Genomic DNA, 16,509 nt, shown 5'->3' with positions numbered 1-16,509 from the left:
GTTGTCTCTACGTTTAATTGAATATACATTTCCAATCACCTCTAGATCAGTATGTATACCCCGAGCATTTTTGTACATTGTTATTCAAGCGGGAATGTACATATTTAAATTAGCATTTGTACATTGTATAGGATAGGGAAGTAATCCAACCTTCCAAAAATGCTAAATCAGCTGAATTGTCGAAACCTAAATTAGCCCATTTTGCAAAGGTATCTGCAATGCCGACTTTCTTAAATAATCCGAGGATAAAAATAAAAATCCCCGTTGCAATATTTTGTATATTAATACGCTGATTTTCGTTATTCACAAACTGAGGAAGCATTTCTTTATGGTAAACAATTGGCCCAGCAATGAGCTGAGGAAAAAATGAAATAAACAACGAATAATCGAGTATGGAATAATCCTTACTTTCTTTGCGGTGCGAATCCACTAAATAAGCAATTTGTTGGAAAGTAAAAAAACTAATTCCTAAAGGTAGTAGAAGATAAAGAAGTCCGTAATTAGTTGAAAATAGGAAATTTACATTGGAAATGAAAAAATCCATATATTTAAAGTACCCAAGAACTAACACATTCACGATAATTCCAAGTGTCAGCAAAAATTTTGATTGCTTAAAACTCAATAATTTGCCATAAAAATAATTAAAAACAATCGATCCTAATAGCAACGGAAGATATGCAATATTCCACCAGCTATAAAAAAAGAAAGAGCTTAAAACTAAAAAAAGTTTTGCTAAAGAGAAATTGACCTTCGTTAATATGAAATAACCAATAAAAACTACCGGTAAAAAGAGAAATATAAATTCAAATGATGTAAAAAGCATAGTATAATCCTTCCCTAAGACTTTAGTTGTAAAGATAGGTACAAAGTTGAAATTTATACGAACTTTCTCTATAAAAATTTTAATAATGTTCGTAATTAGTATTGAAAATATAAAAATCAGATGGTATATTACAGAAGTGAATTAAATAAATCGTCGTATAATGTCGAGAATATGGCTCGAAAGTTTCTACCAAGCTACCTTAAATGGCTTGACTACGATTAGATATAGAACAATATTCCTAATGGGGTTTACTGTTCTAAAATCGTGGACATGCTCTTTTTATAGTAGTGTGTCTTTTTTGTTATTTTTAGACAGATGACGATATACATACGGAGGAAAAAAATGAAAAAGTATTTCCAGTTTGATGAACTTGGAACAAATTATGGCCGTGAAATACTAGGAGGTTTTACAACATTCTTAGCAATGGCCTACATATTAGTAGTTAACCCCTTAACATTAACGTTAGCAGACGTTCCGGATTTACCTAACCGAATGGATTATGGTGCTGTTTTCGTTGCAACTGCTGTTTCAGCAGCTATTGGTAGTTTTATTATGGGGATATTTGCGAAGTATCCATTAGCGCTTGCCCCAGGTCTTGGATTAAACGCCTTCTTTGCTTATACAGTAGTATTAGTTAACGGAAGTCCTTGGCAACATGCATTAGCAGCAGTATTTATTTCAGGTGTATTCTTCTTACTATTAACGATTACAGGTTTACGTGAAAAATTAATTAATGCCATTCCAATGGAGTTAAAATTAGCAGTTGGTGCTGGTATTGGTCTATTCATTGCATTCATCGGTATGCAAAATGCAGGAATCATTGTGAATAATGATGCAACATTAGTTGGTATCGGTAATTTAAGTGACCCTCAAGTATTACTTGCGATTTTTGGTATTATCGTTACGGTAATTTTCTTAGTGAAAGGTTTCAAAGGTGGAGTATTCTACGGTATGGTGATTACTGCTATCGTAGGGATGATTTTTGGTTTAGTAGATGCACCAACAAAAGTATTTGATGTACCACCAAGCATTGCACCAACTTTTGGTTCAGTATTTGATGCGTTCTCAGATCCAGACTTCTATACTTTATCAATGCTTTCTGTAATTTTAACTTTCTTATTTGTAGATTTCTTTGATAATGCAGGAACTTTAATGGCGGTTGCTAACCAAGCAGGATTCGTAAAAAATAACCGTTTACCTAGAGCTGGTAAAGCATTAATCTCTGACTCAATCGCTACAATTATTGGTTCAATCTTTGGTACTTCAACAATTACGTCTTATGTAGAATCTTCATCAGGTGTAGCAGCAGGTGCACGTACTGGTTTTGCATCGATTGTTACTGGATGTTTATTCTTATTAGCTTTATTCTTCTCACCAGTGTTATCAGTAATTACATCTGCAGTTACTGCACCAGCATTAATCGTTGTAGGTGTATTAATGGTTGCTTCTCTTGGTGAAATTGCATGGAATCGTTTTGAAGTAGCAGTACCAGCATTCTTAACAATGGTTATGATGCCATTAACATATTCAATCGCAACTGGTATTGCAGTAGGTTTCGTTTTCTACCCATTAACAATGATTGTTAAAGGTAAAGGAAAAGAAGTAAGCCCAATTATGTATGTATTTGCAGTAATTTTCATACTGTACTTAGCAACTCAATCACATTAATAAAAAATGTAATCCCCTATGGAGTGTTCCATGGGGGATTTTTTTTCTGTTTAGGCCATTGTAATGATAATGTTGTAGAAAATGTTCTTTAATAGTGATATAAGTAACTTTTGACCTTATAATAATACCGATAATTAAATTTAGGAGAATCATAGATGATTGACTATCTGAAATGGCTTTTTCCGAAAATGAAGGAGCCTAATTTAACGGACATTCTTATTTTTTATTGATTATATTGTTAGGCTGGATATTACAACATTATGTTTTAAAATATGTCATTACAAAAGTGGCAAAGTTTTTTGAAAAGCGATCTAAAGTTGTAACTGCTCGAATACTTGAACACTTTAGTAGAGAAACGAGACATGCAATTTTTACAGGGATCATCTTTTTTGCATTGTCGTGGTTAATTGGAGTGTCCCTATTTACTAATTCTTCTGTACGAAATTTCTTTTATTCTTTAATGGTGTTTTACGCGTTTAAGGGAGCGTATGATGTCTTAACTTATTATGCAAATCACCCTGATCCTTTGTTTTTAAAAGAAAAGAAGATCCCCTTTCTAACACCGTTCTCATTACGCATTATGAAAGCTTTTTTAGCCCTTATTGCAGTTGCAATTATTGCGGGGCTATGGAGATTCAATTTAAATGGGTTTTTAACGGGAATTGGGTTAACGGGTGTTGCTTTAGCGTTTGGGATAAGAGATACCTCTTCCCACATTTTTGGCGGGTTGTCGATGGGATTTGATAAGCCGTTTCAAGTGGGGGATTTTATTTCAACGGAGGATGGAAAAATAGAAGGTACAATTACGGATATCAATTTGCGCTCTACATTAATTTCAACGGCAGATAAAGGAATCGTATACGTGCCAAATGCTTATTTAATGAATAAACCAATATATAATTTATCGAAACGAGAAAAACGAAAAATAGAAACCTTCTTATATATTTCAACTAATCAAGATGAGGAGTCCATTCGAAATATTTGTAGCGAAATTAATAAACAAATTCTTTTACATCCGAAAGTGTCAAAGGAAGAGTTTGTGCTCGTGTATATTGATGAATTTCATGCAGACTATTATCGTATGCTGATAAGCTTTTACATCCCGACAAATAATATTCATGAAAAATATGCAGTGCAGCAAGACATTATATTTGGAACGAAACAAATATTAGATGAGGGCGCCATTCAGTTAATTGACCCGAATGCTTTGAAGATTAATAATTCATAAACAAAAAAGGGGCCGTTCGAAGTAGCCCCTTTTAATTTTGATTAGTCGTCATAACGGTCATCGTCATCATCATCATCATACCAATCGTCATCATCGTTAGTTTCTTTATGTTTTTTTAGAAGTTCTCCAGTTTGTGCGTCGAATAGTAAATCATATTCTGCATCACTTGTAGTGACTTCTACTTCATAGTAACTTTTTAAACCTTCTTTTTCATATTCCAAATCAGTAATCTTTCCATCAACTTCTTTTAATGCTTTCTTTTCGATTTCAGATTTTGATAGGATACCTGAACTATTTGCGGAATCGGTGATGTTTCCGTCGCCTGATTTAACTTTGTTTCTAAAAGTTTTTTTCTGTTTTTTTAGAAGTTCTCCAGTTTGTGCATCGAATAGTAAATCATATTCTGCATCACTTGTAGTGACTTCTACTTTATAGTAACTTTTTAAACCTTCTATTTCATATTCCAACTCAGTAATTTTTCCATCAACTTCTTTTAATGCTTTCTTTTCGATTTCAGATTTTGATAAGATGTCTGAACTATTTGTAGAGACGCTGTTTCCGTCGCCTGATTTTACTTTGTTTCTAAAAGTTTTTTTCTGTTTTTTTAGAAGTTCTCCAGTTTGTGCATCGAATAGTAAATCATATTCTGCATCACTTGTAGTGACTTCTACTTCATAATAACTTTTTAAACCTTCTTTTTCATATTCCAACTCAGTAATCTTTCCATCAACTTCTTTTAATGCTTTCTTTTCGATTTCAGATTTTGTTAAGATATCTGAACTATTTGCAGAACCAATGATGTTTCCGTCGCCTAATGCAACTAAACCTCCAATACCCATTACTCCTAATAAAGCTGGAACTAAAATAATCTTTTTCATGATGTTCTCTCCTTCATTTATTTGATACTTGTATCTTACAAGTTGAAAATGATAGGAGATGGAGAGTTTGATTAGAATTTGATGAGAAAAATATTAGAATTTATTAATCATCTTCGTCATCATCTTCGTCATCCTCATCATCGTCTTTTTCATGTGTTACTGAAAGGATTTTTCCTGAAATAGCGTGAATTTGGAATGTTGAAGATTTCTCCTCAGTTTCGATTTCAATTAAATAATATCCCCCATTAGAACTTTCCTCGAAAATAATATATTCTACTTTGCCTTTTAATTGAGATAGTGCAATATTTTTGGCTTGATTCTTAGAAATAATGGTTTCATTTTTCGTATTGTTTTGCTGTTTTACCTGCTCTGAGAGTACTTCACCGGTTTTTGCATTTACTGTAACGATTTTCAATGTTTCATTTTCTGTAATTTCAATTTTATAGGTAGGGACTTCACTTTGTTGTAGTGTTATTGATTGGATCGTGCCTTTATTTTGAAATAAAGCTTGGATTTCCTTTTTTGTTTTTAATTGAGTTGCGGGTTCATCAGTATTTTCTACAATAGCCAGATTCATTTTTGTGATATTCCCAGTATTCATATCTATTTGTAAATCATAAGCTTTTTCTTGTCGTTGGAGTGTGAGATAAAATATATTTCCCTTTTGTTCAAAGGATTCAATAGTACCACCGTATAATTTTTCAACTTTAGCGGATGCTTCTTGAATCGTTAATTGTTCCGGTTTGAAAAATCGTTCCTGTATATTCCAAATAACTATTGCTGTAATGGCTACCATCATAATTACAAGGCTAATCATTAATTTAAAATAGTTTGTCATCTGTTATCCTCCCCGTTTAAGAAGGTGAGAGGGATTTGTAGCGTAAAACAAGTACCTACGTTTAATTCACTTTCTACTTCTATTTGAATTTGTAATATTTCAGCTAAGTCCTTAGCAATTGCTAATCCAAGTCCTGTTCCACCTGTTTTACGGCTACGGTCTTGGTGCACTCTAAAGAAACGATCGAATAGGTGAGGTAGTTGGTCTTGAGGAATCCCTACACCATAATCTTGAATATCGACTTTTACGCTGTCATTCTCCTTGACTACTTGAACATCGATATTTTCATCACTATATTTACGAGCATTATCTAAAATAATAAATAACAATTGTTTTAATTTTTGTTCATCTGACTGGATAAATAAACCTTCATCACATTGCAAAGAAAAAGTACGGTTATAAGCTTGACGCATTTCCTCTAACGTATTTTCAAGCAACTTCGTTAGATTAATATTTTCGACTGTTAATGATAAATGTTCTTTATTTTTGGCTAACTCAAGCATTTGAACAATCATATCGTTCATACGCGATGATTCACTGACAATGGCATCAAGTGCTTCTTGTGCTACTTTTTCATTGGAAAAACCTCGACGAAGTAAGAGTTTCGCATAGCTCTCAATAACGGTTAATGGTGTTTTTAGTTCATGAGAGGCGTTTGAGACAAATTGTTCTTGCTTTTTATAATTGGTTTCTAAAGCTTCCATCATCGTATTAAAAGTACGTCCGATTTCAGCCAGCTCATCTCTTCCCTCAACAATTTCTAGCTTTTCATATGTTCCAGAAGTTCCACTTTTCTTCATAGCAATACTTAACCGTTCTAATGGTTTTAAGATTATTCTTGTTAAAGCCATATTGGATAAAAGAATCGGAATCGCAATTAGAACTGTTACAGCAACTAATACAAGTTTTAATAATTGTTGATTTTGAACAACATCATCTAGTTTTTGAATTAATTGTAAATTGACAACTTCTCCATTTATCCATATTGCCTTTAGTTGAATCAGGATAGTTGAGCTGTCTATCAAACTTGATATCTCATTTAGATTCAAATTAAGCCCATCTAATGCGTCTGGAGCTTCCACAGCTGTAATTTCTACACCATTACTACTTAATACTCGAATGGCACCATTTGTCGGCATATATGCTCTTAAAACAGTAGCTGGATCAATGGTCTGTTCCATTTGGGATAAGGTTGCGAGTAATTCTTCACCCCGAGATTGCAATTGCTTTAATTCCGTATTAATTGTGATTTTCTCATACAGAGAATAGATCCCTATATTCATAATGACTAATAAAAGGAGCATCAATAAAGTTGTAAATAAATGAATTTTTGTTCTAAGCTTCATTAGAAGACTCCCTTAAAACATATCCAACTCCACGCACTGTTTGAATTAAAGAAGTTGGATTTGCTTTCTCGAGCTTTTGACGAACATAACGAATGTACACATCCACAACATTTGTATCCCCATAATAATCAAAGCCCCAAACTGCATCTAAAATTTGTTCACGGGTAAGGACCTGTTTTGGATGTTTCAACAAGTAGAGAAGTAAATCGTATTCTCTAGGGGTAAGTTCTACGTGCTGATTAAAATATTGAACTTCTCGAGATTGTTCATCAATGGATAAATTACTGTAAGTTAGAAGATGGTCGTTTTCTTCAACCTTTGTTACTTGTTTCGTAAAACGAATCGCATTGCGAATTCTTGCTAATAATTCCTCAATTTCAAAGGGCTTCGTAACATAATCATTTGCCCCTAAATCCAACCCTTTCACTTTATCTTCCACTTCGCTTTTTGCAGTCAATAAAATGACAGGTGTAGAAATTTCAGTTGCACGGATTCTTTTTAAAACATCAAGTCCGTGCATTTCGGGTAACATTAAATCAAGGAGTACTAGATCGTACTTGTTTTCACGATATTTAATTAATCCTTCTGTACCTGTATGGGCAGTATCTGCAATATATCCTTCAAATTGTAACTCTAACTGCAACACTCGAGCGATATTTTCTTCGTCTTCAATAATTAAAATACGGTTTTCCATTTTTCAATCAACTCGCTTTAAAATAATATTCAGTTAAAATAATACAGAACTTACATTAAAAAATGATGAGAAGAAGTCTTTAATGTTAGTATTATTACCGTAATAAAAAATTCCTAAGTAATTTTTTCTAATATAGTAACAAATAAGAAAGGATAACAAGATGAGTAAAAAACAAATTTGGTTTGAAGTAGAAGAAAATGAGACAATTGAGCAATGTTTAGAGCGAATGAAGAAAGAAGGGTACATGCCATGTGGGCGGAAAGAGGAACCTGTCTTTCATTTAGTGGATGGAGAACCAACGTATTTACGGCAAAAAATCAAATTTAAAGGGATGTTAATGGAAAATTGAAAACGTTTTCGCTCAAAATCCGAACATTACCGTTTTCTGAAAATTTATTGTTCGCATTTTTTCGTTGATTTTCTTAACAAGCCTTGTTAAAATGTGAATGAGAAAACAAAGCAATGATTAAGTCATCTAGAAAAACTTTATATAAACATCCCACATATATGCTAGAGGATATGGCTCTAGTGTCTCTACCCGACGCCGTAAATGTCGGACTATGCGGGAAAGCTTGCTACGGCAAATCAGAAAATGTGGGTAACTAACATACTTGCATGATACTTTCTGTAAGAATAATTGTCCTCAATTATTCTGCTTTCTTCGCATTTACGAGAAAGTGGAAATAGTTGAGGACATTTTTATTAATAATAACATTGTGATGGTAGATTTCTAAATCGAAGGAGAGAAAATAATGGATCCAAAAATCGGTATCATTATGGGAAGTTCAAGTGATTGGGAAACAATGAAACATGCTTGTGACATTCTTGATGAATTACAAGTTTCGTACGAGCGACAAGTTGTTTCGGCACACCGCACACCTGACTTGATGTTTGAGTATGCAGAAAATGCACGTTCACGAGGAATTGAAGTGATTATTGCAGGTGCAGGTGGGGCTGCTCATTTACCAGGTATGGTAGCAGCTAAAACGACATTACCAGTGATAGGGGTTCCAGTGCAATCGAAAGCATTGAATGGCTTGGATTCATTATTATCCATCGTACAAATGCCAGGGGGTATTCCTGTAGCAACTGTTGCAATTGGTAAAGCAGGTGCGACAAACGCGGGCTTACTTGCAGCAAGAATTTTATCAACTACGGACAAAGAACTTGCAGCTAGACTTGAAGAACATAGAGAAATGATGAAGCAAAAGGCTCTAGAAAGTACAGGTGACCTAGTGTGACAAGAATGATTTATCCTGGCCAAACAATTGGAATTATTGGTGGGGGCCAATTAGGACGCATGATGGCCCTAGCGGCAAAGGAAGCAGGTTTTAAAATTGCTGTACTTGAACCATCAATGGATTCTCCATGTGGACAAGTAGCTGATATACGAATTGTTGCACAATATGATGATGAATCAGCTTTAGAAGAATTAGCAGAAGTTAGTGATGTTATTACTTATGAATTTGAAAATATAGATTATGAAGGTTTAAAAAGATTAACAGAAATTGCATACGTTCCACAAGGTGCTGAATTGGTGCGTATTACACAAAACAGAATTACTGAAAAAGAAGCAATTTCAAATGCTGGTTGTCCTGTTGCTCCATACATAGTTGCAAAAAATTATGATGAATTAGTTAGTCAAATTGAGTTAATCGGGTATCCTTGTATTGTGAAAACTGCTCGTGGTGGATATGATGGAAAAGGTCAACAACAATTAAATTCAAAAGAAGACTTACCATTAGCAAAAGATTTATTTGAACATTCTCATTGTGTTGCTGAAGGTTTTGTTCCTTTTGAAAAAGAAATTTCCGTTATTGTTCAACGAAATGGCCATGGCGAAACATATTGCTTGCCTGTTGGAGAAAATATTCATGTGCATCACATTTTACACGAAACAATTGTACCAGCGCGTATTTCAGGTGAGACATACCAAAAAGCAATTGAGGCAGCCGAAAAAATTGCAGATTACTTACAATTAGTTGGAACGTTAGCTGTTGAAATGTTTGTCTTAGAAAATGGAGAAATTGTTATCAATGAATTAGCACCAAGACCACATAACTCCGGTCACTATTCCATTGAAGCTTGTAATATTTCTCAGTTTGGTCAACATATTCGAGCGGTTTGTGGTTGGCCACTACGTAAACCGAAAATGTTAAAACCATCCATCATGGTTAACTTATTAGGCCAGCATGTTGTTCCTTTAACAAATTCCATTTCAAAATATCCTGGTTGGTCAGTTCACCTTTATGGAAAAGCTGAGGCAAAAGTGAATCGTAAAATGGGTCATGTGACAATATTAACGGAAGATATTGACGACACATTAAAACAAATCGATAGTTCTGGCATCTGGTCAGAATAGAAGGAGATTAAAAAATGATTGAACGTTACACACGTCCTGAAATGGGAGCAATTTGGACAGAAGAAAACAAATTTAAAGCTTGGTTAGAAGTTGAGATTTTAGCATGTGAAGCTTGGTCTGAACTTGGTGTAATTCCAAAAGAAGACGTTGCTTTACTTCGCCAAAATGCATCATTTGATATTAATCGTATTTATGAAATCGAAAAAGATACTCGTCATGACGTAGTAGCTTTCACTCGTGCAGTTTCAGAAACTTGCGGTGAAGAACGTAAATGGGTTCACTACGGTTTAACTTCAACAGACGTTGTTGATACAGCACTTTCTTATCTAATCAAACAAGCAAATACAATTTTACGTAAAGATATTGTGAACTTTATCGACATCTTAACGGAAAAAGCAAAAGAACATAAATATACAGTTATGATGGGTCGTACGCATGGTGTTCACGCTGAACCAACTACTTTCGGTTTAAAACTTGCTTTATGGCTTGAAGAAATGAAACGTAACTTAGAACGTTTTGATACAGCTGCAAAAGTAATTGAAACAGGTAAAATTTCAGGGGCAGTTGGAACTTACGCAAATATTGATCCGTTTGTTGAGCAATATGTTTGTGAAAAATTAGGATTACAAGCAGCACCAATTTCTACTCAAACATTACAACGTGACCGTCATGCTCAATACATGGCTACGATAGCGTTAATTGCAGCTTCAATCGAAAAGTTTGCAACAGAAGTTCGCGGTCTTCAAAAATCTGAAACTCGTGAAGTAGAAGAAGCATTTGCAAAAGGTCAAAAAGGTTCTTCGGCAATGCCACATAAACGTAACCCAATCGGTTCTGAAAATATGGTTGGTATGGCACGACTTATTCGTGGACATATGGTTACAGCATACGAAAACGTGTCACTTTGGCATGAACGTGATATTTCACATTCATCTGCTGAACGCGTTATCTTACCGGATGCAACAATCGCATTAAACTACATGTTGAACCGTTTTGGTAACATTGTGAAAAACTTAACAGTGTTCCCAGAAAACATGAAACGCAACATGGATCGTACATTCGGATTAATTTACTCTCAACGCATTTTACTTGCGTTAGTTGAAAAAGGACTTTCTCGTGAAGAGGCTTATGATACAGTACAGCCACTTACTGCTCGCGCTTGGGATGAGCAAACACAATTCCGTCCATTAGTAGAAGCAAATGAAAAAATTACTTCATATTTATCAAAAGAAGAAATTGATGATTGCTTCGACTACAACTACCACATTAAAAATGTAGATTTAATTTTCGATCGTCTAGGTTTAAATGATTAATCAGCTCTACTAAACAAATGAATATTGATACCATTCATCCCCAAAACTACGGGGATGAATCCCTAAAATCAGGAGGCGCCACGACATGAATAAAGGTCAGCTTTTATACGAAGGTAAAGCAAAACGTTTATATCAAACAGAACAGGAAGATATTTTGTTTGTTGAATATAAAAACAGTGCAACTGCATTCAACGGTCAGAAAAAAGCAGAAATCGAAGGCAAAGGTACATTAAACAATCGTATTACAACGTTAATTTTTGAAAAATTAAAAGAACTTGGAATAAACTCACATTTCGTTGAGAGAGTTTCAGACCATGAACAACTAGTTCGTAAAGTAGATATTATTCCAATTGAAGTGGTTGTACGTAACATCGCTGCGGGAACATTAGCAAATCGTCTTGGTTTAGAAGAAGGAACTCCTTTAAAACGTACTATCGTAGAGTTCTATTATAAAGATGATGATTTAGGTGATCCGCTGATTAACAACGATCATATTGACATTTTAGGCATTGCTACTAAAGAAGAAGTAGAAACGTTATATGAACAAGGTTTAAAGATTAATAGTATTTTACAACCTATTTTTCAAGATGTAGGGGTTATTTTAGTCGACTTCAAACTCGAATTTGGCCGTGACAAAGATGGCAATGTATTACTTGCAGATGAGATTTCACCGGATACTTGCCGCTTATGGGATGCAGAAACAAAACAAAAGCTTGATAAAGATGTATTCCGTCGTGATTTAGGTAGCCTTACAGAGGTATATGAAATTATTCTTGCTAGACTTGGAGGAAAATAAAATGGCAAAAGTTAAAATCTTCGTAACATTACGTGAAAGTGTATTAGACCCACAAGGATCAGCTGTACAAGGCTCATTAGCTAAGATGGGATACAACGAAGTAACTGATGTACGTATCGGTAAATATTTAGAAGTTCAAATTGGTGACACAGAACGTAATATTGATGAACTAGTGAAAGAAATGTGTGAAAAGCTTCTTACAAATACAGTAATTGAAGACTACCGCTATGAAGTCGAGGAGGCTAACTAATTATGAAATTCGCAGTACTCGTTTTCCCTGGGTCAAACTGTGATATCGACATGTACCACGCTATTAAGGATGAGCTTGGTGAAGAAGTAGAATACGTTTGGCATGATGCAACAGACTTAAGTGAATTTGACGGAATTTTAGTTCCTGGTGGTTTTTCATATGGTGACTATTTACGATGTGGTGCCATGGCAAATCAATCGAACGTAATGGTTGAAGTTAAAAAAGCTGCAGAAGCGGGAAAACCAGTTTTAGGTGTGTGTAACGGATTCCAAATCTTAACGGAAGCGGGTCTTTTACCAGGTGCACTACTTCGAAATAAAAATCTTAAATTCATGTGCCGTACTGTACAGTTAAAAGTAGAAAATAACGATACACAATTTACTAATCAGTATGAAAAAGGCCAAATTATTAATATTCCAATCGCTCACGGAGAAGGTAACTACTTCTGTGACGAAGAAACTCTAGCAAAATTAAAAGCAAATAATCAAATTGTTTTCACATATTCAGGGGAAAACCCAAATGGTAGTTTAGATGATATCGCAGGAATTATCAATGAACGTGGAAATGTTCTTGGGATGATGCCACACCCAGAACGTGCGGTAAATGATTTACTTGGTAGTAGTGATGGTCTAGCTTTATTCAAATCAATTGTTAAACAGTGGAGGGAAGCTCATGTCTAAGATGGAGCCAACAGCAGAACAAATTAAAGAGCAAAAGTTATATGCTGGCATGGGTATGTCGGATGAAGAATTTGAAATGGCAGAGAAAATCCTTGGACGTACGCCAAACTGGACAGAAACAGGTTTATTTTCTGTAATGTGGTCCGAGCACTGTTCATATAAAAACTCAAAACCTGTATTACGTAAGTTCCCAACAAAAGGTCCTCAAGTATTACAAGGTCCTGGTGAAGGTGCTGGTATTGTTGATATTGGTGATGAGCAAGCAGTAGTTTTCAAAATGGAATCGCATAACCATCCTTCTGCTATTGAGCCTTATCAAGGTGCAGCAACTGGTGTAGGTGGGATTATCCGTGACGTATTTTCAATGGGTGCGCGTCCGATCGCAATGTTAAACTCATTACGTTTCGGTGAATTAAAATCCGAACGAGGAAAATACTTATTTGAAGAAGTTGTTGCAGGGATTGCTGGTTATGGTAACTGTATTGGAATTCCGACAGTGGGTGGAGAAATTCAATTCGATCCATGTTATGAAGGTAACCCTCTTGTAAACGCAATGTGTGTTGGTTTAATCGATCATAAAGATATACAACGTGGTATTGCTGCAGGTGTTGGGAACACAGTTATGTACGTTGGAGCTAAAACTGGTCGCGATGGTATCCACGGTGCAACATTCGCATCAGAAGAATTAAGTGAAGATTCAGAAGAAAAACGCCCAGCAGTTCAAGTAGGAGACCCATTCATGGAAAAACTTTTACTTGAAGCTTGTTTAGAAGTTGTTAAATCAGACGCACTAGTTGGTATTCAAGATATGGGTGCAGCTGGTCTTACATCTTCATCAGCAGAAATGGCTTCAAAAGCTGGTTCTGGTGTGGAAATGAACTTAGACTTAGTTCCTCAACGTGAAACAGGTATGACAGCTTATGAAATGATGCTTTCTGAATCACAAGAACGTATGTTAATCGTTGTGAAAAAAGGTCGCGAAGATGAAATTAAAGCAATTTTTGATAAATATGGTTTAGACGCTGTTGCAATTGGTCGCGTAACAGACGACAAAATGCTTCGTTTATTACATAAAGGAGAAGTTGTGGCAGAAGTTCCTGCTGATGCGCTTGCAGAAGACGCTCCTGTGTATCATAAACCATCTGCTGAACCTGCTTACTTTGCTGAGTTCCAAGCAATTGAAAATAGTGAACCTGAAGTAGCAGATTATAAAGAAGCATTAAAATCCCTTCTACAAGCACCAACAATTGCTTCAAAAGAATGGGTTTACGATCAATATGATTATCAAGTGCGTACAAACACAGTTGTAGCACCAGGTTCAGATGCTGCAGTACTTCGTGTGCGCGGTACAAATAAAGGTCTAGCGATGACAACAGACTGTAACTCTCGTTACATCTATTTAGATCCAGAAACAGGTGGGAAAATTGCTGTTGCTGAAGCAGCTCGTAATATTGTTGCTTCTGGTGGACAACCACTTGCAATTACAGACTGCTTAAACTTCGGTAATCCTGAAAAACCAGAAATCTTCTGGCAAATTGAAAAAAGTGCTGATGGTATCTCAGCAGCATGTACGGCTTTAAATGCACCAGTTATCGGTGGTAACGTATCTCTTTATAATGAACGTTCAGGTGAAGCGGTTTACCCAACACCAACAATCGGTATGGTTGGTTTAGTTCAAGATTTAGCTCATGTAACAACTCAACAAGTGAAATCTGCTGGTGATGTAGTGTATTTAGTAGGGGAAACAGCTACTGAATTTGGTGGATCTGAGCTTCAAAAATTAGTGTATGGCAATATCTTTGGAAAAGCGCCTAGCATTGATTTAGATGTAGAAGCAAAACGTCAACAAGCAATTTTAACTGCTATTCGTGAAGGTCTTGTACAATCTGCTCACGACGTTTCAGAAGGTGGCGTTGCAGTTGCGTTAGCTGAGAAAACATTTGGAACTGAAGATTTAGGTGTATATGTAACATTAGAAGGTACAGCGGTAACTGCATTATTTAGTGAATCACAATCTCGTTTTGTTGTTACAGTTAAAGAAGAAAATGCAGCTGCATTTGAAAGTATTGTGTCTGATGCAAAGAAAATCGGTATCGTAACAGACGATGCAAAAATTACAATCAATGGTGATACTGGTATCTTATTAGAAGGTACAGTGGAGGAATTCCGTTCTGCTTGGAAAGGAGCAATCCCATGCTTGGTGAAATCAGAGGCTTAAACGAAGAATGTGGTGTATTCGGAATTTGGGGACATCCAGATTCTGCACATATAAGCTACTATGGACTTCATGCATTACAACACCGCGGTCAAGAAGGAGCTGGTATCGTCGTTACTGACGGCGATGCCTTACGCGCGGTAAAAGGTGAAGGACTTGTAAATGATGTTTTTAATGAAGAGAAATTAAAGTCTGCAAAAGGAAATGCAGCAATTGCCCACGTTCGATATACAACTGCTGGCGGTGGCGGAATTGAAAATGTGCAACCATTACTTTTCCGTTCATCTACAGGTAGTATGGCGATTGCCCATAACGGGAACTTAGTAAATGCAAATCATTTAAAGCAACATTTAGAGCGTTCAGGGAACATTTTCAATTCAACTTCTGATACTGAAGTTGTTGTGCATTTAATTAAGAAAAGTAAAAAACCAGGATTACGTGCACAAGTTAAAGAAGCTCTGTCATTATTAAAAGGTGCATTCTCAATTCTACTTATTACGAAAGATTGCATGATGATTGCCCGCGATCGAAACGGATTACGTCCATTATCAATCGGTAAGTTAGGTGATGCATGGGTTGTTGCATCAGAAACTTGTGCCTTTGATTTAATTGGAGCGGAATATGTTCGTGATGTGGAACCAGGTGAATTACTAGTTATTACAAATAACGGTATGGAAGAAGACCGTTTTGCAGAGAAAGAGAAACGTGCAATGTGTGCAATGGAGTATGTTTACTTTGCACGACCTGATTCGAACGTTGATGAAATTAACATCCATATGGCACGTAAACGTATGGGGAAACGTTTAGCTCAAGAATGTAAAGGGATTGAAGCAGATGTTGTAACAGGTGTTCCTGACTCATCTATTTCAGCGGCAATTGGTTTTGCTGAAGAAGCAGGTATCCCTTACGAATTAGGATTAATTAAACATAAATACACAGGAAGAACATTCATTCAGCCAACACAGGAATTACGTGAACGTGGTGTAAAAATGAAACTTTCCCCTGTTGTACAAGTAGTAAAAGGGAAACGCGTGGTTATGGTAGATGATTCCATCGTACGTGGTACAACTTCACGTCGTATTGTAACGATGTTAAAAGAAGCAGGTGCGACAGAAGTGCATGTTGTTATTTCATCACCACCAATGAAAAATCCTTGTTTCTACGGTATTGACATTTCTTCAAGTGAAGAGTTAATTGCTTCGAGTAAAAAAGTAGAAGAAATCCGTGATGCTATTGGAGCGGATTCTCTTACATTCCTTTCTGATGAAGGATTAGTGGATTCCATTTCACGTCCTTTTGATGATGAAAATGGCGGCCTATGTATGGCATGCTTTACAGGAAATTACCCAACGGAAATTTATCCAGATACTGTATTACCACATGAAAAAGAGCTAGTAAAATAAGGAGGACAATTTCAA

16 protein-coding genes and 2 riboswitches are annotated in these 16,509 nt (G+C 35.7%); of the genes, 11 read left to right on the top strand and 5 right to left on the bottom strand.

Annotation, left to right across the window (positions count from 1 at the left end; genetic code table 11):
- Positions 1-109: 109 nt before the first annotated feature.
- A complete protein-coding gene (locus D8M03_RS10105) occupies positions 110-823 on the bottom strand; it encodes an MBOAT family O-acyltransferase (RefSeq protein WP_121214654.1) in 714 nt (237 codons plus the stop codon).
- A 133-nt stretch (positions 824-956) separates the two neighbouring features.
- Positions 957-1,058, top strand: a riboswitch (purine riboswitch).
- A gap of 107 nt (positions 1,059-1,165) precedes the next feature.
- Here D8M03_RS10105 and D8M03_RS10100 point away from each other — a divergent pair.
- Positions 1,166-2,491, top strand: coding sequence for an NCS2 family permease (locus tag D8M03_RS10100; protein WP_121214653.1), 1,326 nt, complete (start codon positions 1,166-1,168; stop codon positions 2,489-2,491).
- 226 nt (positions 2,492-2,717) lie between these two features.
- Positions 2,718-3,719 carry a mechanosensitive ion channel family protein gene (locus tag D8M03_RS10095; protein WP_245987543.1) on the top strand — a complete coding sequence of 334 codons (1,002 nt, stop codon included), beginning with the start codon at positions 2,718-2,720 and terminating at the stop codon, positions 3,717-3,719.
- A 41-nt stretch (positions 3,720-3,760) separates the two neighbouring features.
- On the opposite strand, the gene D8M03_RS10090 is transcribed toward D8M03_RS10095, so the two are convergent.
- From D8M03_RS10090 to D8M03_RS10075, 4 genes are all read right to left on the bottom strand, one after another.
- Positions 3,761-4,597: a PepSY domain-containing protein gene (locus D8M03_RS10090; RefSeq protein WP_121214652.1), complete on the bottom strand. Its 837-nt coding sequence runs from the start codon at positions 4,595-4,597 to the stop codon at positions 3,761-3,763.
- A 103-nt stretch (positions 4,598-4,700) separates the two neighbouring features.
- Complete coding sequence (locus D8M03_RS10085; RefSeq protein ID WP_121214651.1) at positions 4,701-5,435, bottom strand: PepSY domain-containing protein; 735 nt, start codon at positions 5,433-5,435, stop codon at positions 4,701-4,703.
- Positions 5,432-6,781, bottom strand: a complete 1,350-nt coding sequence (locus D8M03_RS10080; protein ID WP_121214650.1) for a sensor histidine kinase — start codon at positions 6,779-6,781, stop codon at positions 5,432-5,434. Before D8M03_RS10080 ends, D8M03_RS10085 begins: the two co-directional genes overlap by 4 nt.
- Positions 6,771-7,475 carry a response regulator transcription factor gene (locus tag D8M03_RS10075; RefSeq protein ID WP_121214649.1) on the bottom strand — a complete coding sequence of 235 codons (705 nt, stop codon included), beginning with the start codon at positions 7,473-7,475 and terminating at the stop codon, positions 6,771-6,773. The genes D8M03_RS10080 and D8M03_RS10075 overlap by 11 nt, the downstream gene beginning before the upstream one ends.
- A gap of 160 nt (positions 7,476-7,635) precedes the next feature.
- Between D8M03_RS10075 and D8M03_RS10070 the strand changes: the two genes are divergently transcribed.
- From D8M03_RS10070 to purF, 9 genes are all read left to right on the top strand, one after another.
- Complete coding sequence (locus D8M03_RS10070; protein WP_121214648.1) at positions 7,636-7,824, top strand: NETI motif-containing protein; 189 nt, start codon at positions 7,636-7,638, stop codon at positions 7,822-7,824.
- A 132-nt stretch (positions 7,825-7,956) separates the two neighbouring features.
- Positions 7,957-8,056, top strand: a riboswitch (purine riboswitch).
- A gap of 171 nt (positions 8,057-8,227) precedes the next feature.
- Positions 8,228-8,716: a 5-(carboxyamino)imidazole ribonucleotide mutase gene (purE, locus tag D8M03_RS10065; RefSeq protein WP_121214647.1), complete on the top strand. Its 489-nt coding sequence runs from the start codon at positions 8,228-8,230 to the stop codon at positions 8,714-8,716.
- Positions 8,713-9,837: a 5-(carboxyamino)imidazole ribonucleotide synthase gene (gene purK / locus D8M03_RS10060; RefSeq protein WP_121214646.1), complete on the top strand. Its 1,125-nt coding sequence runs from the start codon at positions 8,713-8,715 to the stop codon at positions 9,835-9,837. Before purE ends, purK begins: the two co-directional genes overlap by 4 nt.
- A gap of 14 nt (positions 9,838-9,851) precedes the next feature.
- The gene (gene purB, locus D8M03_RS10055) at positions 9,852-11,150 is read left to right on the top strand and encodes an adenylosuccinate lyase (RefSeq protein WP_121214645.1); all 1,299 of its coding nucleotides are present in this window, start codon (positions 9,852-9,854) and stop codon (positions 11,148-11,150) included.
- An 85-nt stretch (positions 11,151-11,235) separates the two neighbouring features.
- Complete coding sequence (purC, locus tag D8M03_RS10050) at positions 11,236-11,946, top strand: phosphoribosylaminoimidazolesuccinocarboxamide synthase (protein ID WP_121214644.1); 711 nt, start codon at positions 11,236-11,238, stop codon at positions 11,944-11,946.
- Between the two features lies 1 nt (position 11,947).
- Positions 11,948-12,196, top strand: coding sequence for a phosphoribosylformylglycinamidine synthase subunit PurS (gene purS / locus D8M03_RS10045; RefSeq protein WP_121214643.1), 249 nt, complete (start codon positions 11,948-11,950; stop codon positions 12,194-12,196).
- A gap of 2 nt (positions 12,197-12,198) precedes the next feature.
- Positions 12,199-12,876, top strand: coding sequence for a phosphoribosylformylglycinamidine synthase subunit PurQ (gene purQ, locus D8M03_RS10040; RefSeq protein ID WP_121214642.1), 678 nt, complete (start codon positions 12,199-12,201; stop codon positions 12,874-12,876).
- Positions 12,869-15,094: a phosphoribosylformylglycinamidine synthase subunit PurL gene (gene purL / locus D8M03_RS10035; RefSeq protein WP_121214641.1), complete on the top strand. Its 2,226-nt coding sequence runs from the start codon at positions 12,869-12,871 to the stop codon at positions 15,092-15,094. Before purQ ends, purL begins: the two co-directional genes overlap by 8 nt.
- Positions 15,070-16,494: an amidophosphoribosyltransferase gene (gene purF / locus D8M03_RS10030; protein ID WP_121214640.1), complete on the top strand. Its 1,425-nt coding sequence runs from the start codon at positions 15,070-15,072 to the stop codon at positions 16,492-16,494. Before purL ends, purF begins: the two co-directional genes overlap by 25 nt.
- The last annotated feature ends 15 nt before the right edge of the window (positions 16,495-16,509 follow it).

It is taken from the genome of Ureibacillus endophyticus, from assembly GCF_003628435.1.
Lineage (GTDB): Bacteria > Bacillota > Bacilli > Bacillales_A > Planococcaceae > Ureibacillus > Ureibacillus endophyticus.
This window is presented reverse-complemented; position numbering and strand designations above follow the sequence as displayed.